The following is a 14,357-nucleotide window of genomic DNA, read 5'->3' on the forward strand; positions in this document are numbered from 1 at the left end:
CGACAGGTTGCAAGCGACAACTCATCACTCATCACTCATCACTCATCACCCACACTACCTGTAACCTGTAACCTGTAACCTGCAGCCATATGATCATTTTTCCCAATTCTCGTGAAATTTTTTTTCAAGTGAGGGGGTATATTGGTGATTTTCCGGAACTAATATACATAAGCCGAAAGCTGCATAAACTGCGAATTTGTCAAATTATCATTATCTTTACCCAATAAATAGGAAACATGGAAAAACGATGGGTCATAAAGCAACCTGGAGACGAGCGCATTGTGGGGGAATTGGCCCAAGTTCTGAATATTGATCCTCAACTTGCAAATTTGCTGGTTCAACGTGGAATTCATAATTTTAAGGAAGCAAAAGATTATTTCCGTCCGGATCTCAACGACCTGCATGATCCTTTCCTGATGAAAGACATGGACAAGGCTGTCCAACGCATCAGGAAAGCCATAGACAACAATGAAAAGATACTTGTTTACGGAGATTATGATGTTGACGGTACTACAGCAGTAGCACTTATATATACTTTTTTCCACTCATTTTATACTAATCTGGATTTTTACATACCCGATCGTTATGCCGAAGGATACGGGATTTCGTATAAAGGCATTGATTATGCGGTGGAAAACAATTTTAGTCTTGTTATAGTCCTTGATTGCGGAATTAAAGCCATTGATAAGATTAAATATGCGAAGGACAGGAATTTGGATTTTATAATATGCGATCATCACCGACCAGGTGATGAAATTCCAGATGCATATGCTGTTTTGGATCCTAAACGTTCTGATTGTTCATATCCCTACAAGGAGTTATCAGGGTGCGGGGTAGGATTTAAGTTAATACAAGCTTACTCCATTGAATACAGATTACCAAAAGAGAAACTTGATTCTTTTCTTGATCTGGTTGTTGTTAGCATCGCTGCGGATATTGTCCCTATCACCGGTGAAAACAGGATTTTAGCTTATTATGGGTTGAAGCTTATCAATCGTAAACCCAGGCCGGGTTTTGAGGCGATTTTACATTGTGGTGGAATCGATCGTGAAGAAGCTTCCACAGGGCCTTACCTGTTTAACCGCGAGATAACAATCAGCGATATTGTTTTTCTTGTCGGCCCAAGGATCAATGCTGCCGGTAGAATAGAAAATGCTAATAACTCCGTAGAACTGCTTATCACATCGAACCGTAAATATGCCGAACAACTGGCCGATCAGATCAACAACCTTAATATAGAGAGAAAAAGCCTGGACCTTTCTGCAACACAAGAAGCTCTAGAGTTCATACAAAATGATGAGCATCTTAAAAACTGTAAAAGCACAGTGGTTTTTAATCCCAATTGGCATAAAGGTGTAATTGGAATAGTAGCATCCAGGCTCACAGAGTATTATTACCGCCCCACCATCGTTCTCACCCAATCCAATGGTTTTATTACAGGTTCGGCCAGATCTATTAAAGACTTTGATATTTATGATGCTGTTGATTATTGCAGTGATCTTCTGGAACATTTCGGAGGCCATAAATACGCAGCAGGGCTTTCTTTAAGACCTGAAAAGTTACCGGCTTTTAAAGAGAAATTTGAGGAATATGTAAAGAGTCATACCCACGAGGAAATGCTAATACCTGAAATTGAAATTGATACTGTAATCCAACTAAATGAGATAAATACCCGCTTTTATAAAATTCTTAAACAACTTGCACCTTTCGGGCCCGGTAACATGGCGCCCATTTTTCAAACAGATGGAGTAAGGGACACAGGAAACGCCAGAAAAGTCGGGAAAAACCATCTGAAACTTGAAGTTTTCCACCCAGATATTTCTGTATATCCTGTTCCTGCCATAGCTTTTCAGCAAGGACATTTACTGGAAAAAATACACACAGAAAAATCCTTTAGCATCTGCTACCATCTTGAAGAAAATGAATGGAACGGTAAAAAAACCCTCCAGCTAAACATCAAGGATATAAAATTTCCAGAATAACAATAAATGAGCATCGGGAATGATTAATATCAAGTTACCTTCTCTATGGTTGCAGGCTGCATGTTACAGGTTGCAGGTCGCAGGATAACTGGCAGTTAAAATGACGACTTATTACATTGTAACCTGGATCCTGCAACCTGTAACTTTTATTATGCTTACTCTATTCACTTATTATTCCTTTATGCTTTTGATTTTCATTGAATAAAAAATCAAAACTGCGCCAAAAAATAAGGCAACAATCCCTACAATAACTGTAAATGCTTTCACTGCAGTAAAGGGATTAAAGAAAATCAATATTCCAAATACAAGAGTAATCAGGCCATTAATAAGCAACCCAGTCTTTCCTGTCAGTTCATCCTTTATACTAAAAAATAATGTTAATTGCAGGATACCCAGAATAATAGCCCAGATCCCTATAAGTATCACAAATAGCATCAGGGTTTGCTTGGTAAATATCATGATTATCAAACCGATAACGATTGATATTACTGCTTCCGTAAATAGTAAAGTGGATGGTTTTCCCTTTCTTTGATTCATTATACCCCCGATAAGAAGGATCACACCTGCAATCAAGACAATGAGGCCAAAATACTTGGCTATTGTCATAATAGTACTATTTGGGAGTATTATGGCAAAAATACCAAATATCAATGCTATGACACCATTAAGGGTCATTAGCCACCAGTTTTTCGTAAATTCTTTAAGCATGGTTACAATTCAATTATGGTTCTTAAAATCAGGTAAATTCCAAAGATCACAAGTCCAATACCTGCAATGCGGTTTATCCAGTGGACAAATCCACGTGTAAGATAATGTTTTATTTTATAAGAACCAAAACATTTAAGCATATCGGTTATAAGGACGGTCATAAGTGTGCCTGTAAAAAATAAGACAAGGGATTGCACATCGCCTGAATAATTTGCCGTAACACCAACGACAACACCCATCCAGAAAATCCATACGAACGGATTTGCGATATTCAGAAAAAAACCTTTAAGGATATAGGTAAGAGCACCGGGTTTGCTTGTATTATCATTATTCTCTGTATTTGATAACTGTACCTTCCTGGAATAGGTTACAATGCCGAAGACAATAAGTACTATTCCGCTGACAATACCGAACAGGCTTTCCTGACTATTAATAATTTGTATGGCACCAAGAAAGCATAGACCAACCAGTGCTACATCGCTTAAAAATATCCCGAACGCAAGCTGAAATCCAGGCCACAAGCCTCTATGGATGCTGGTTTGTATCAAAGCAAACAATGCCGGTCCAAATCCAAAAAAAATGGCCAGGGTAATTCCCAATATTACACCTTCCCAAACGGGGTCCATAGTTTTATCTACTAATGTTTATTCTCTTTAATAAATTCTTCCCATTCTTCAATTTGCCTCTTCTTCAAAACTCTGGGGAATTTATTTGCCCCACCTTCTTTACCATGAGTTTTCATCCATTTTGAAAAAACAGCAACTGGGAGTATTTCCACGAAAACGTCTTTGATTGCGGCGATTCTTTCCACACGGTAATCATCATTGAGTATTTTAAGGTATTCATCAATCTTTAGTCTCACCTGATCCGGATCAATCTTATCATCTGTTCCAAGATACCATTTGTGGGCAAACATAGAATCATGCCTTATCCCTGTAACTGTCCATTCCCTGATCTCAATATTAAAATCTTCCTGCAGCATACTTATTGCCCTGTTCATATTATCCTGGGAAAGGTGTTCTCCGCAGATACTTAAAAAATGCTTGGTTCTTCCAGTAATAACAATTTCATGCCGGCTTTTGGAAGTAAATTTAACGGTATCTCCTATCAGGTATCGCCAGGCACCTGAACAGGTAGACAATAACAATGCATATTCTTTTCCTTCTTCAATTTCTTTTAAGGTGAGAGTTTGAGGTTTTTCAACCATGTTGCCTTCTTCATCAAAGTTATCGTCAGTAAAAGGCACGAACTCATAAAAGAGTCCATTATCAAGCACTAATTGCATTGCCCTTACATAAGGATTGCTTTGAAATGCGATATATCCTTCCGAAGCAAGATAGGATTCGTTATAAATTACAGGTTTTGAAAAAAGTTTTGCAAAGCTCTTTTCATAAGGCTCAAAAGCCACTCCACTGTGCACGTACACAGATAAGTTTGGCCAAATATCATGAATGGTATTAACCTTATAATGAGCAATTATCTTTTCCAAGATAATCTGAATCCAGGCAGGAACACCCACAATAACCCCAATATCCCAATCTCCAGCATTTTTAATTATTTCTTCCAGTTTTGTTTCCCAGTCACGTTCCCTTGAGATCCTTTTTCCTGGCTTATAAAAGTGCTGGAACCAAAAGGGCAGGTTACCCGCGGAAATACCTGACAAATCCCCTTCATAGTAAGTGCCATTATATTGCAGATGGGTGCTTCCGCCAATCATCAGGAAGCCTTTTTCATAAAAATCCAGTGGAAAATCGTATTTGACCATGGAAACCAGTTGCCTGATACTGGTTCTTCGTATTGCCCGGATCATATCGCCTGTTACAGGAATATGTTTACTTGACGCTTCAGAGGTACCCGATGTAAGAGCGAAATATTTTACCCGTCCAGGCCAGGTTACAAACCCTTCCCCATTTAGGGCCCGATACCACCATTGCTGGAACATAGACTGATAATCGTGAGTAGGTACTCTTTTCCTGAATGCTGTAATAATATCAGGTTCACGAAGTATCTCGTGAAACTTGTATTTCTCTCCAAAAGCGGTAATTTCTCCCTTTTTTAAAAGCTTTCTGAGAACCTTTTCCTGTGCAGCATGGCCTTCAAACCGATGCTTTTTCCCTATTGGAATGTTGCTAAGAGTATAAGCCTGCTTTATGATAGAACCCAGAATTGCCATAATTATTTATACTTTAGATGGGCTAAAATTAACACATTTTTACGATAAACCTTAAACAGACAATTGCTGTTATGAAGCGAATGTTTTATAAAATATTGATAATCTTTGTTTTCATTATTACTTTTACTATTTTGGGCCTGATTACCTTTCTGTTCTATATCCAAATTAACGATTATAAACCTGTTGCAAGAGATTTGCTTCCCATTTATGGTGGAACGGTTGAAAAAGTTTACCCATCCGATACCCTTAGGCTTATTTCCTGGAATATTGGATATGCAGGATTGGGCAAATCAATGGATTTTTTCTATGATGGCGGAAAAAAAGTAATCACAAAAAAAGCTGACTACGAGGAGAACCTTGAGGGGATAAAAGACTTTTTAAAAGCAACTGGACCTGTGGATTTCTATCTTTTCCAGGAAGTTGATATAAACGCAAGGAGAAGCTATCAAGATGATCAGATGAAACGGCTCAGAAAAGTATTACCAAATTACAGCGATGTTTTTGCCATAAATTACAAGGTTAAATTTGTACCGTTACCCCTGAACAAACCCATGGGGCATGTTCATTCCGGCCTATGTATATTTTCTTTTACAGATCCATTTGAGTCCTGCAGGATTTCTTTTGAGGGTAATTTTTCCTGGCCTCATGGGCTTTTTATGCCTGACCGCTGCTATATAGTAAACAAATACTATACAAGTGACGGCCATGAACTCATTATAATCAATACGCACAATTCGGCCTTTGATAACGGCAATTTGAGGACTGCTCAGCTGGAAGCATTAAGGACCAAAATGGTTGAAGAATATTCCAAAGGCAATTATGTAATAGCCGGAGGTGACTGGAATATGAATCCACCAGGATTTGATTCTGAAGTATTTCTTAACTACCCTGGATTCTGCGTAATGACAATCCCCGGAACAGAGTTTATGCCTCAGGGATGGACAATTGCCTATGACACAAATTGTCCAACAAACCGCAAATTGGATCAACCCTTTAAAAAAGAAGTAACACCCGGCACTATCATTGATTTCTTTGTGTTATCTCCGAATATAGAATTGCTTAACATTTATACGCAAGATCTTTCGTTTCATCATTCCGACCATCACCCTGTCATCCTGGATGCTGCTCTGAAAACAACCAAAGCTATGCATTAGTTCCTTATACTCCTAATGCATAGCTTTGGTTGAACAATAAACCTGTAAAAACGTTTATTCGAAAAAGCGCAAGCGAAACAAATATGTTGCTCAAAATACAAACACAACAATAATAAAATCAGCAACATGCGTGTTTCATCATATCATTAAAACAATTTTATCATGATGAAAGCAAATATGGGAACAACTGACAGGATTTTCAGATTGATTCTGGTGATTCTTGTTGCAATTCTTTATTTCACCAACGTAATTTCAGGAACCCTGGCCATCATTCTTGGAATAGTGGCTCTTGTATTCCTTATTACAAGTATTACCGGGTTTTGCGGACTTTATAAGGTTTTCGGAATATCAACCTGCTCTGTTAAAAAATCGCAAAAGTAAAGTAAGTCAGAAGAATTCATTTAAAAAGACTGGAAGCTATACCATCAGCATATAGCTTCCCTTCTTTTGTTAAGGCGAAAATGCCCTTATTCTCCACCAGGAGTTTATTATTTACATATTCACAAATTCTTTCGAGGAAATATCGTTCAAATTCTTTTCCGAAGACATTTCTTATATGTTCCGTATCGCATCCCCAGACTGTTCTGAGGGAGGTCATAACATATTCATTATACTTTTCATTATGGCTGAGAAATTCTTGTTCCTCAGTAAGGTTAGCCGGGTTCCCTTTTGAATTGATATAAGCAGAAACACTTTTAACATTCCATTGACGTGAATAGCCATTATAAGAATGGGCAGAAGGGCCAAAACCCGCATAGTGGCCTCCCAGCCAATATAGGCTGTTGTGTTTAGAATAAAACCCCTTTCTTGCAAAATTTGAAATCTCATAATGGATATAGTCATGTTCATCCAATAAATCAATGAGTATCCGAAAATGTTCAACAATTCTTTCCTCCGGTGGAGGTAAAACCTTTCCCGACTTAATCCAGTTAGCCAAAGGGGTTTTTTCCTCAACCGTAAGGGCGTAAGCAGAAATATGCGGGATTTTCATGTCTATTAGCCTGTAGAGGTTATTCCTCAAACTCTCCCCTGATGACAAAGGCAGTCCGTAAATCAGATCTGCCGAAATATTCTCATAACCGGCATCCTGAATACGCATAATAGCACCTACAGACTTTTCAGCACTATGTTTACGATTCAGGTATGCAAGTTCATTATCATCGAAGGATTGTACCCCAACGCTAATTCTGTTTATCTTTGTTTTTGAAAGCTCCTTAAGAAAATTTATGCTTATATCTTCAGGATTAACTTCAAGGGTTATTTCGGCATATTCCGGGATAGTGAAATGTTTTTCAAGCCATTGTATCAAATCATTGATATCGGAAGGCGGCATCAATGAAGGAGTTCCGCCACCGAAGTACAAACTCTCTACGGCTTCTATGCCAAGATAATCACTTCGAAATTTTATCTCTTCTTTCAATGCAGCGTTGAAACCGATATTCAGTTTTGCAGATGCAACAGAGAAAAAATTACAATAAGCGCATTTATGCCTGCAAAAAGGATAGTGAATATAGATTCCAGCCATGTATTCTCTTGATTTATAATCATTCCAAATTAAATGACCTTAATGAACCCGGATAATAATTATCCAAAATCCCCGTAAATTTACGGTTGATTTTTCTTAATTAGGTATAATGTAAAAATTGAGTAGCAGAGTATTTTGATATTATTCGAAAATAACCGAAAAAACAATAACAGATATGAAAAGAAGGGATTTCTTAAAAAAGGGAGCAGGAGCTTCCCTGGTAGCAGGCTCAACGATGATGTTCGGGCGTATTGGTGAAGCTTTAGGACAATCGGATAACGATACTGCTGAACTTTATGATCTTGTTGCCATTAAAGGAGAGGATCCTGTAAAAATGTTTGATGAAGGGATTAAGGCCCTGGGAGGAATGGAGCGTTATGTCAAACCCGGCCAGAAAGTTACGGTGAAACCCAATATCGGATGGGATGCAACTCCTGAAAGGGCTGCCAATACCAATCCTCAGTTGGTGAAACGAATCATTGAGCACTGTTTTCAGGCAGGAGCCAAAGAAGTTTATGTTTTTGACAACACCTGCAACAACTGGAATAAGTGTTACACAAACAGCGGTATTGAAGAAGCTGTAAAAAGTACGGGAGCTAAAATGGTTCCGGGGAATACTGAGAGTTACTACCGCTATGTTGATATCCCCCAGGGAAAGAGTCTTAAGAATGCAATGGAACATGAACTGATCCAGAATTCGGATGTGTTTATTAATGTTCCGGTTTTAAAACATCACAGTTCGGCAAAGCTTACCATCGCAATGAAAAATCTTATGGGTATCGTATGGGACAGGAGATACTGGCACACCAACGACCTGCATCAGTGCATTGCTGATTATGTTACGTTTCGCAAGCCCGACCTCAATATTGTGGATGCATACCGTGTGATGAAGCGTAATGGTCCACGAGGGGTATCGGAAGACGATGTGGTTCTTTTAAACTCGCAATTGATCTCTACAGATATAGTAGCTATTGATGCGGCTGCCACAAAACTGTTCGGAATGGAACCCATCGATATTCCATATATTCAGATCGCCCATGACATGGGACTAGGAAACATGAACCTTGATACCCTCAACATCAAAAGGATAAAAGTCTGATCTGATGTTTTACCGAGTCTTAAAATCCCTGAGGGTAATTATAGCATTGATCTTTCTAATCCTCACTTTTGTTGTTTTTCTGGATATAAGCAGTTCCTTATCTACATTATTTGTGGGATACGTTACCTACATTCAGTTTGTACCTTCCATGCTGGGTTTTATTGATTCAATAAGCCTGCTCTTTTCGGGTTTTATTCTTGTGTTGGTATTAACGATTTTATTTGGCAGGATTTACTGTTCTGTATTTTGCCCGTTGGGAATAATCCAGGATGTTGTTATTTACTTAAAGCGCAAGTTTACACGTAAAAAGCGTTTTGCTTATCTAAAGCCTCATAACCGGGTAAGGTATGGGATTTTAGTGATCACAGCAGGTGTGTTAATCACAGGATCCGCATTTCTACTAATTTTTCTTGATCCCTATAGTTTGTTTGGCAAAATCAATGTCACTGTTATTAAACCTATACTGGTTGGAATCAATAATTTAATTTCAAAACTATTATCATCCTGGTTTGATATTTACTCTGTATACCCTGTTGAATTGAGGTCAGTGAGTCTGAGCGCTTTAATCTTTTCGCTTTTATTTACTATTCTTCTTTTGTGGTTGACTTTGCGTTATGCTAGATTATACTGCAATCTGATTTGTCCGGTTGGGACATTACTGGGACTTCCTTCAAAAGTTTCTGTTTTCAGGATTAAACTTGACCAGGAATTGTGCACAAGTTGCGGAAGATGTTCGGCTGCGTGCAAGACAGGGTGTATAGATGTATTCAACCGTAAGGTAGATCATTCAAGATGTATTGTATGCTTCAACTGCCTGACTTCCTGTAACCAGAATGGAGTTCATTACGGTTTTTCCTTATCCCGAAAAAAGGAATTACCTGTTCAGGAAGCTGTAAATCCTGGCAGAAGAGGTTTTCTTGCGACAACATTGGGGTTAATGGCAACGCTTGCAGGATCCGAAAAATTATTTGCTCAACAACATCGACGACGGGGCAAAGGAAAAGGGCCTGTACCTGTTGAAAAGAATTATCCGGTTACTCCCCCCGGATCGTTAAGCATTGAACACTTTAACGATAATTGCACTGCCTGTTATCTCTGTGTAAGTGCATGCCCCACGCAGGTATTACAACCCGGATGGCTAACTTACGGACTAAAAGGCATATTGCAGCCGCACATGGACTACAGCACGAGTTTCTGTAATTTCGATTGTACCCGTTGCGGAGAAGCATGCCCAACCGGAGCAATTTTGCCTCTTAATCAGCAAGTTAAGCAACTGACACAAGTTGGAATAGTGAAGTTCATAAAGCAAAACTGTATTGTTTACACTGACAATACGGATTGTGGGGCTTGTTCGGAGCATTGCCCGACCAAGGCAGTTAACATGAAACCCTGGCGACAGGGATTACTGCTACCCTATGTTACACCGGAAATTTGCATAGGTTGCGGCGCCTGTGAATATGCATGTCCCACAACACCCAAATCAATTTATGTAGATGGAAATCCTGTCCATGTATTAGCTGAGAAACCAAAAATCGAGAAACTTGAAGTTGAATCAAGCGAAGATTTTCCTTTTTAATTACACACGTTTACGAAGTGATATTCTGAACGTTGTTCCCTTTTCAGATAAAGCAGATCGATTTATGTTGGATGACTTTACAAAGATCTTGCCTTTATGATAATTATGAATAATTCTTTTTGACAGAGAAAGGCCCAATCCCCACCCTCTTTTTTTGCTGGTATATCCTGGGTTAAAGATAGTTTTATGCAAGGATTTTGGAATTCCTCTGCCGGTATCGCTAATGTCAATATGAACGAATTTTTCATCCTGTAAAAAGTCGATACTAATTGTGCCACTTCCACTCATAGCATCTACGGCATTTTTGCAAAGGTTTTCGATAACCCATCCGAAGAGGTTGGAATTCAGGGGGACAATCATTTCATTATCAGGAGAAAGATTAATAGTAAAATGGACTTTTGAAGAAGTTCTGGACCGGATGTAATTTATGCTATCATAAATAACGCCAACGAGGTTTGTAGGTTCCAGTTTGGGAGTCGATCCGATTTTGGAAAATCTTTCCGTAACATTCTGCAGGCGTTCAATGTCTTTACGGATTTCATCGAGATTTTCATCTTTTACGCCTTTGATATCCAGCAATTCCATCCAGGCAATAACAGAAGAAAGCGGAGTACCAAGCTGATGCGCGGTTTCACGAGACATTCCCACCCAAACCTGGTTTTGTTCCGATCTTCTGGCAGTATCAAACATAAGATAGGCAAAGATCAGGAAGAGGCCGATGACTCCAAATTGCAGGTACGGATAATACCGCAGGCGGATCAGAAGAGGGGAGTCTTTATAAAAAATATACTTTACACCCTGTCCTGCAAGGCTGATTTCAATCGGGGGATTTTCCGCTTCCATACTAAGAATGGTAGACCTGAGAAAAGCAGTATCGAGGATCTGTTTAGGGTCAATATTACCATATTCAAGTACATTGGTTTTAGAACTATCGGTAATTATAACAGGAACTGAAGCGGCATTTCTTACGACCTCCGAGAAAAAAGACTCGATCAGGTCGTCGAGAACCTGTCTTAATTCAGTAAATATTTTGCTCTCCTTGAAATAAAGCTTGACATATTCATCACCATAGTAGTTTAAAAGTATTGGTTCATATTGCGAGAAATCTCTTTTAAGATCACCCTGAAGTTTAAAAATCCCATCAAAATTGATCTCATCAACATTTCTTGCATTGGTAATGCTATCATATTTATCGGTAAGAATTACCGGGATGGTAGTATTATAGGTTATGATTTTGAGATAAAAGTCGAGAAATTTAGAATCCTCAGCATATTTGATATTTGCAAATGCATCTGCCAGGATTTCAGCGCGTTTTCTTTCTTCGGTCTGTATCTGCTGGAAAAACTTTTCCGTATAGCTTACCAGATCAGCCTTTCGTTGAATTGCATTGGCCCAAATTTCTATGTTGATCCGTTCTTCACGGGAAATCTTATTGACCATAACATTGGTATACCAAAGAGAAGCCACCACGATAAATAGGGCTACCAAAAAAAGGATCAGTTTCCAGCGGCGTTTTTTGGTATAAATGTTCATGAAAAACGATTTATAAATTCCTAACGAACAAAATTCCTGTATATTCCACTTTTCAGTTAAAGATGTTATCGGGTCTGTATATGTAAGTATTATTGTTCAAACTTATGAATCTTCCCGCATCAACCATTCCTTTGCTTCAAGTATTTCCTTTTTCTTATCACTGGAAATTCCAGGATATTTTAGATTAAGTGACTGAAGGACAGAAATGATGATTCCACTGACACAGGCACGCATAAACCATTTATGATTGGCTGGAATTACATACCAGGGAGCATTTTCAGTAGAAGTATGCAGCAACATTTGCTCATAAGCATACATATATTCATCCCAGTGTTGTCTTTCCTGAAAATCGCTCAGGGAAATTTTCCAATGTTTGGAAGGTTCTTCAATACGACTTAAAAAGCGTTTTTTTTGTTCATCTTTACTGATATGCAGGAAGAATTTTATCACAGCCATCCCGTTTCCCGTAAGGTATTTTTCAAATGCGCATATATCTTCGAACCTGTTTTTCCAGAAGGAGTGATTGTTTTCAGGATCATAAGGCATTTTGGGTAGTTTCTGGCTGGCCAACACTTCAGGATGAACTCTTGCGACAAGAACCTCTTCGTAATATGAACGGTTAAAAATCCCAATCGTTCCTCTTTCCGGAAGAGCCTTATAGCACCGCCACATGTAGGTATGGTCGAGTTCTTCTTCCGATGGCTTTTTAAAGCTTTTGACCATACATCCCTGTGGATTGATCCCAGACATCACATGTTTTATGGTTCCATCCTTTCCTGCAGCATCCATAGCCTGGAAAATAATCAGCATAGAGTTCCTGTTATAGGCATAAAGGATTTCCTGAAGCTCAGAAAGCAATTTTGAATTGTCATTCAATAATTCATTAGCTTCTTTCTTTCCTTCGAAGAGATCTGTATATTCAGGATCAAAATCTGAAAGCGATTTGCTTTTATCATCCGGAAACATTAATTTCCTGCTTATTAATTCATAATCTGTCATAAGTGAAAATTTATACAATATAGAATTATGAAATATTGACTCATACAAGGTTAAGCATTTTTTTAACAAGAAATAATATCCTATTTGTATATTTATAAAGCAAATGTTTACTTTTGTCGAAGTTAACTCTCAAAAAATTATCTTAAATCCCCGAAAAAATGAAAAAGCAATTATTCATCCTGCTGATCGTAACGATCAGTTTCACAATGTTTTTTGCAGGATGTACCAATGAAAAAGTTATGAAAGCCAAACAGTATCCATTAGAAGATTTCTTTAAGAATCCTGAAAAGACTGCGTATCAGATTTCACCTGATGGCATGTATTACTCCTTTATGGCTCCGTACGAAGACAGACTAAACATTTTTGTACAGGAAATAGGACAAGACTCGGCCCAGCGCCTTACGAGCGAAACCGACCGCGACATTGCGGGGTATTTCTGGCCCAACAATAACCAGATCCTGTTTGTAAAAGATCAGGGTGGAGATGAGAATTATCGCTTATATGCTGTGAATATTGATGGAAGCAATTTGGTTTGTTTTACTGATTTTGAAGGCGTCAGAGCACAGATTATTGATGAATTGCCTGAAATTCCTGAAGAATTGATTATCGGAATGAACAAAAGGAATCCTCAGGTTTTTGATCCATACCGATTGAATATAGTGACCGGGGAACTAACTATGTTATATGAAAATCCTGGTAACATCATGGGCTGGATATTTGATCATGATGGAAAACTTCGTGCAGCTACTGCAATTGTGGATGGCATCAACACACAGTTGCTGTATCGCGAAACCGAGCAGGATGAATTCAAACCTGTATTAACAACCAGTTTTAAGGAAAGCGTTGATCCTATGTTTTTCACGTTCGACAATAAGGATGTATATGCGGTTTCTAATCTGGGGCGAGATAAAGCAGCCGTGGTAATTTTTGATATTGCCAATGGTCAGGAAAAGGAAGTGCTTTATGAAAATACTGATTACGATGTTTCCGGAGTCTTTTATTCCGAAAAACGAAAAGTTCTTACCTCAGCGTCTTATATTTCCTGGAAAAGGGAAAGATATTTCTTTGATGAAGAAACCCGATTATTGTTTGAACGTCTGAACAAGGAACTGGGAGCTTATGAGCTTGGTATCTCCGATGAGACCAAGGAAGAAGATAAATTCATAATCCGTACTTACAGCGACCGTTCCCTGGGTGCATATTACATTTATGACAAAAATGCCGATCAGCTTTCTAAAATTGCTGATGTTAGTCCCTGGCTCGACGAAAACGAGATGGCTCAGGTTCTGCCCATCGAATATGAAGCAAGAGATGGTCTGAAAATCCCGGGATACCTTACTCTACCTAAGGGATATACTATGGAAACAGCAAAAGATTTACCGGTAGTGGTTAATCCTCATGGAGGTCCCTGGGCACGTGATAACTGGGGGTTCAATCCTGAGATACAGTTTCTGGCCAATCGTGGTTATGCCGTTTTGCAAATGAATTTCAGAGGTTCGACAGGTTATGGAAGAAAATTCTGGGAAGCATCCTTCAAACAATGGGGACTTACCATGCAGGATGATATTACCGACGGGGTGAACTGGCTGATTGAAAAAGGCATTGCAG

12 protein-coding genes are annotated in these 14,357 nt (G+C 38.7%); 6 read left to right on the plus strand and 6 right to left on the minus strand.

Translation table 11 applies throughout. From position 1 onward, the window contains the following. The first annotated feature begins 236 nt into the window (after positions 1 to 236). Positions 237 to 1,982 (plus strand): single-stranded-DNA-specific exonuclease RecJ, encoded by a 1,746-nt coding sequence (recJ, locus tag KKA81_14100; protein ID MBU2652057.1) that lies wholly within the window; start codon positions 237 to 239, stop codon positions 1,980 to 1,982. Positions 1,983 to 2,153: 171 nt separating this feature from the next. Here recJ and KKA81_14105 read toward each other — a convergent pair whose 3' ends face one another. From KKA81_14105 to KKA81_14115, 3 genes are read right to left on the minus strand one after another with little or no spacing between them, the layout of a single operon-like run. After that, positions 2,154 to 2,690, minus strand: a complete 537-nt coding sequence (locus tag KKA81_14105) for a DUF308 domain-containing protein (protein ID MBU2652058.1) — start codon at positions 2,688 to 2,690, stop codon at positions 2,154 to 2,156. A 2-nt stretch (positions 2,691 to 2,692) separates the two neighbouring features. Next, positions 2,693 to 3,316 carry a LysE family translocator gene (locus KKA81_14110; GenBank protein MBU2652059.1) on the minus strand — a complete coding sequence of 208 codons (624 nt, stop codon included), beginning with the start codon at positions 3,314 to 3,316 and terminating at the stop codon, positions 2,693 to 2,695. Between the two features lie 11 nt (positions 3,317 to 3,327). After that, entirely contained in the window at positions 3,328 to 4,863 is a 1,536-nt protein-coding gene (locus KKA81_14115; GenBank protein ID MBU2652060.1) for a GH3 auxin-responsive promoter family protein, read from the minus strand. A gap of 71 nt (positions 4,864 to 4,934) precedes the next feature. Between KKA81_14115 and KKA81_14120 the strand changes: the two genes are divergently transcribed. Both KKA81_14120 and KKA81_14125 read left to right on the plus strand, forming a co-directional pair. Further along, positions 4,935 to 6,017: a hypothetical protein gene (locus KKA81_14120; GenBank protein ID MBU2652061.1), complete on the plus strand. Its 1,083-nt coding sequence runs from the start codon at positions 4,935 to 4,937 to the stop codon at positions 6,015 to 6,017. A 165-nt stretch (positions 6,018 to 6,182) separates the two neighbouring features. After that, positions 6,183 to 6,398, plus strand: a complete 216-nt coding sequence (locus tag KKA81_14125) for a DUF2892 domain-containing protein (protein ID MBU2652062.1) — start codon at positions 6,183 to 6,185, stop codon at positions 6,396 to 6,398. A gap of 16 nt (positions 6,399 to 6,414) precedes the next feature. Here the strand turns inward: KKA81_14125 and hemW are convergent, their stop codons facing one another. Next, a complete protein-coding gene (hemW, locus tag KKA81_14130) occupies positions 6,415 to 7,542 on the minus strand; it encodes a radical SAM family heme chaperone HemW (GenBank protein MBU2652063.1) in 1,128 nt (375 codons plus the stop codon). Between the two features lie 175 nt (positions 7,543 to 7,717). Between hemW and KKA81_14135 the strand changes: the two genes are divergently transcribed. Continuing rightward, the gene (locus KKA81_14135) at positions 7,718 to 8,641 is read left to right on the plus strand and encodes a DUF362 domain-containing protein (protein ID MBU2652064.1); all 924 of its coding nucleotides are present in this window, start codon (positions 7,718 to 7,720) and stop codon (positions 8,639 to 8,641) included. A 49-nt stretch (positions 8,642 to 8,690) separates the two neighbouring features. Next, on the plus strand, positions 8,691 to 10,217 hold the full coding sequence (locus KKA81_14140) for a 4Fe-4S dicluster domain-containing protein (GenBank protein MBU2652065.1): 1,527 nt from the start codon (positions 8,691 to 8,693) through the stop codon (positions 10,215 to 10,217). Here the strand turns inward: KKA81_14140 and KKA81_14145 are convergent, their stop codons facing one another. Then, positions 10,218 to 11,750: a HAMP domain-containing histidine kinase gene (locus tag KKA81_14145; GenBank protein MBU2652066.1), complete on the minus strand. Its 1,533-nt coding sequence runs from the start codon at positions 11,748 to 11,750 to the stop codon at positions 10,218 to 10,220. A gap of 102 nt (positions 11,751 to 11,852) precedes the next feature. Next, on the minus strand, positions 11,853 to 12,749 hold the full coding sequence (locus KKA81_14150; protein MBU2652067.1) for a polyphosphate kinase 2 family protein: 897 nt from the start codon (positions 12,747 to 12,749) through the stop codon (positions 11,853 to 11,855). 158 nt (positions 12,750 to 12,907) lie between these two features. Here KKA81_14150 and KKA81_14155 point away from each other — a divergent pair. Next, positions 12,908 to 14,357 (plus strand): prolyl oligopeptidase family serine peptidase (locus tag KKA81_14155; GenBank protein ID MBU2652068.1); only part of this gene is annotated, 1,450 nt, incomplete at its 3' end.

It is taken from the genome of Bacteroidota bacterium, from assembly GCA_018831055.1.
Taxonomy (GTDB): Bacteria; Bacteroidota; Bacteroidia; order Bacteroidales; family B18-G4; genus M55B132.

Excerpts from the sequence above, each read along its gene's own strand:
- KKA81_14125 (MBU2652062.1), top strand. The coding sequence starts at position 6,183 with ATGAAAGCAAATATGGGAACAACTGACAGGATTTTCAGATTGATTCTG.
- recJ (MBU2652057.1), top strand. The coding sequence starts at position 237 with ATGGAAAAACGATGGGTCATAAAGCAACCTGGAGACGAGCGCATTGTG.
- KKA81_14145 (MBU2652066.1), bottom strand. The coding sequence starts at position 11,750 with ATGAACATTTATACCAAAAAACGCCGCTGGAAACTGATCCTTTTTTTG.
- KKA81_14115 (MBU2652060.1), bottom strand. The coding sequence starts at position 4,863 with ATGGCAATTCTGGGTTCTATCATAAAGCAGGCTTATACTCTTAGCAAC.
- KKA81_14105 (MBU2652058.1), bottom strand. The coding sequence starts at position 2,690 with ATGCTTAAAGAATTTACGAAAAACTGGTGGCTAATGACCCTTAATGGT.
- KKA81_14110 (MBU2652059.1), bottom strand. The coding sequence starts at position 3,316 with ATGGACCCCGTTTGGGAAGGTGTAATATTGGGAATTACCCTGGCCATT.
- KKA81_14120 (MBU2652061.1), top strand. The coding sequence starts at position 4,935 with ATGAAGCGAATGTTTTATAAAATATTGATAATCTTTGTTTTCATTATT.
- KKA81_14135 (MBU2652064.1), top strand. The coding sequence starts at position 7,718 with ATGAAAAGAAGGGATTTCTTAAAAAAGGGAGCAGGAGCTTCCCTGGTA.
- KKA81_14150 (MBU2652067.1), bottom strand. The coding sequence starts at position 12,749 with ATGACAGATTATGAATTAATAAGCAGGAAATTAATGTTTCCGGATGAT.
- hemW (MBU2652063.1), bottom strand. The coding sequence starts at position 7,542 with ATGGCTGGAATCTATATTCACTATCCTTTTTGCAGGCATAAATGCGCT.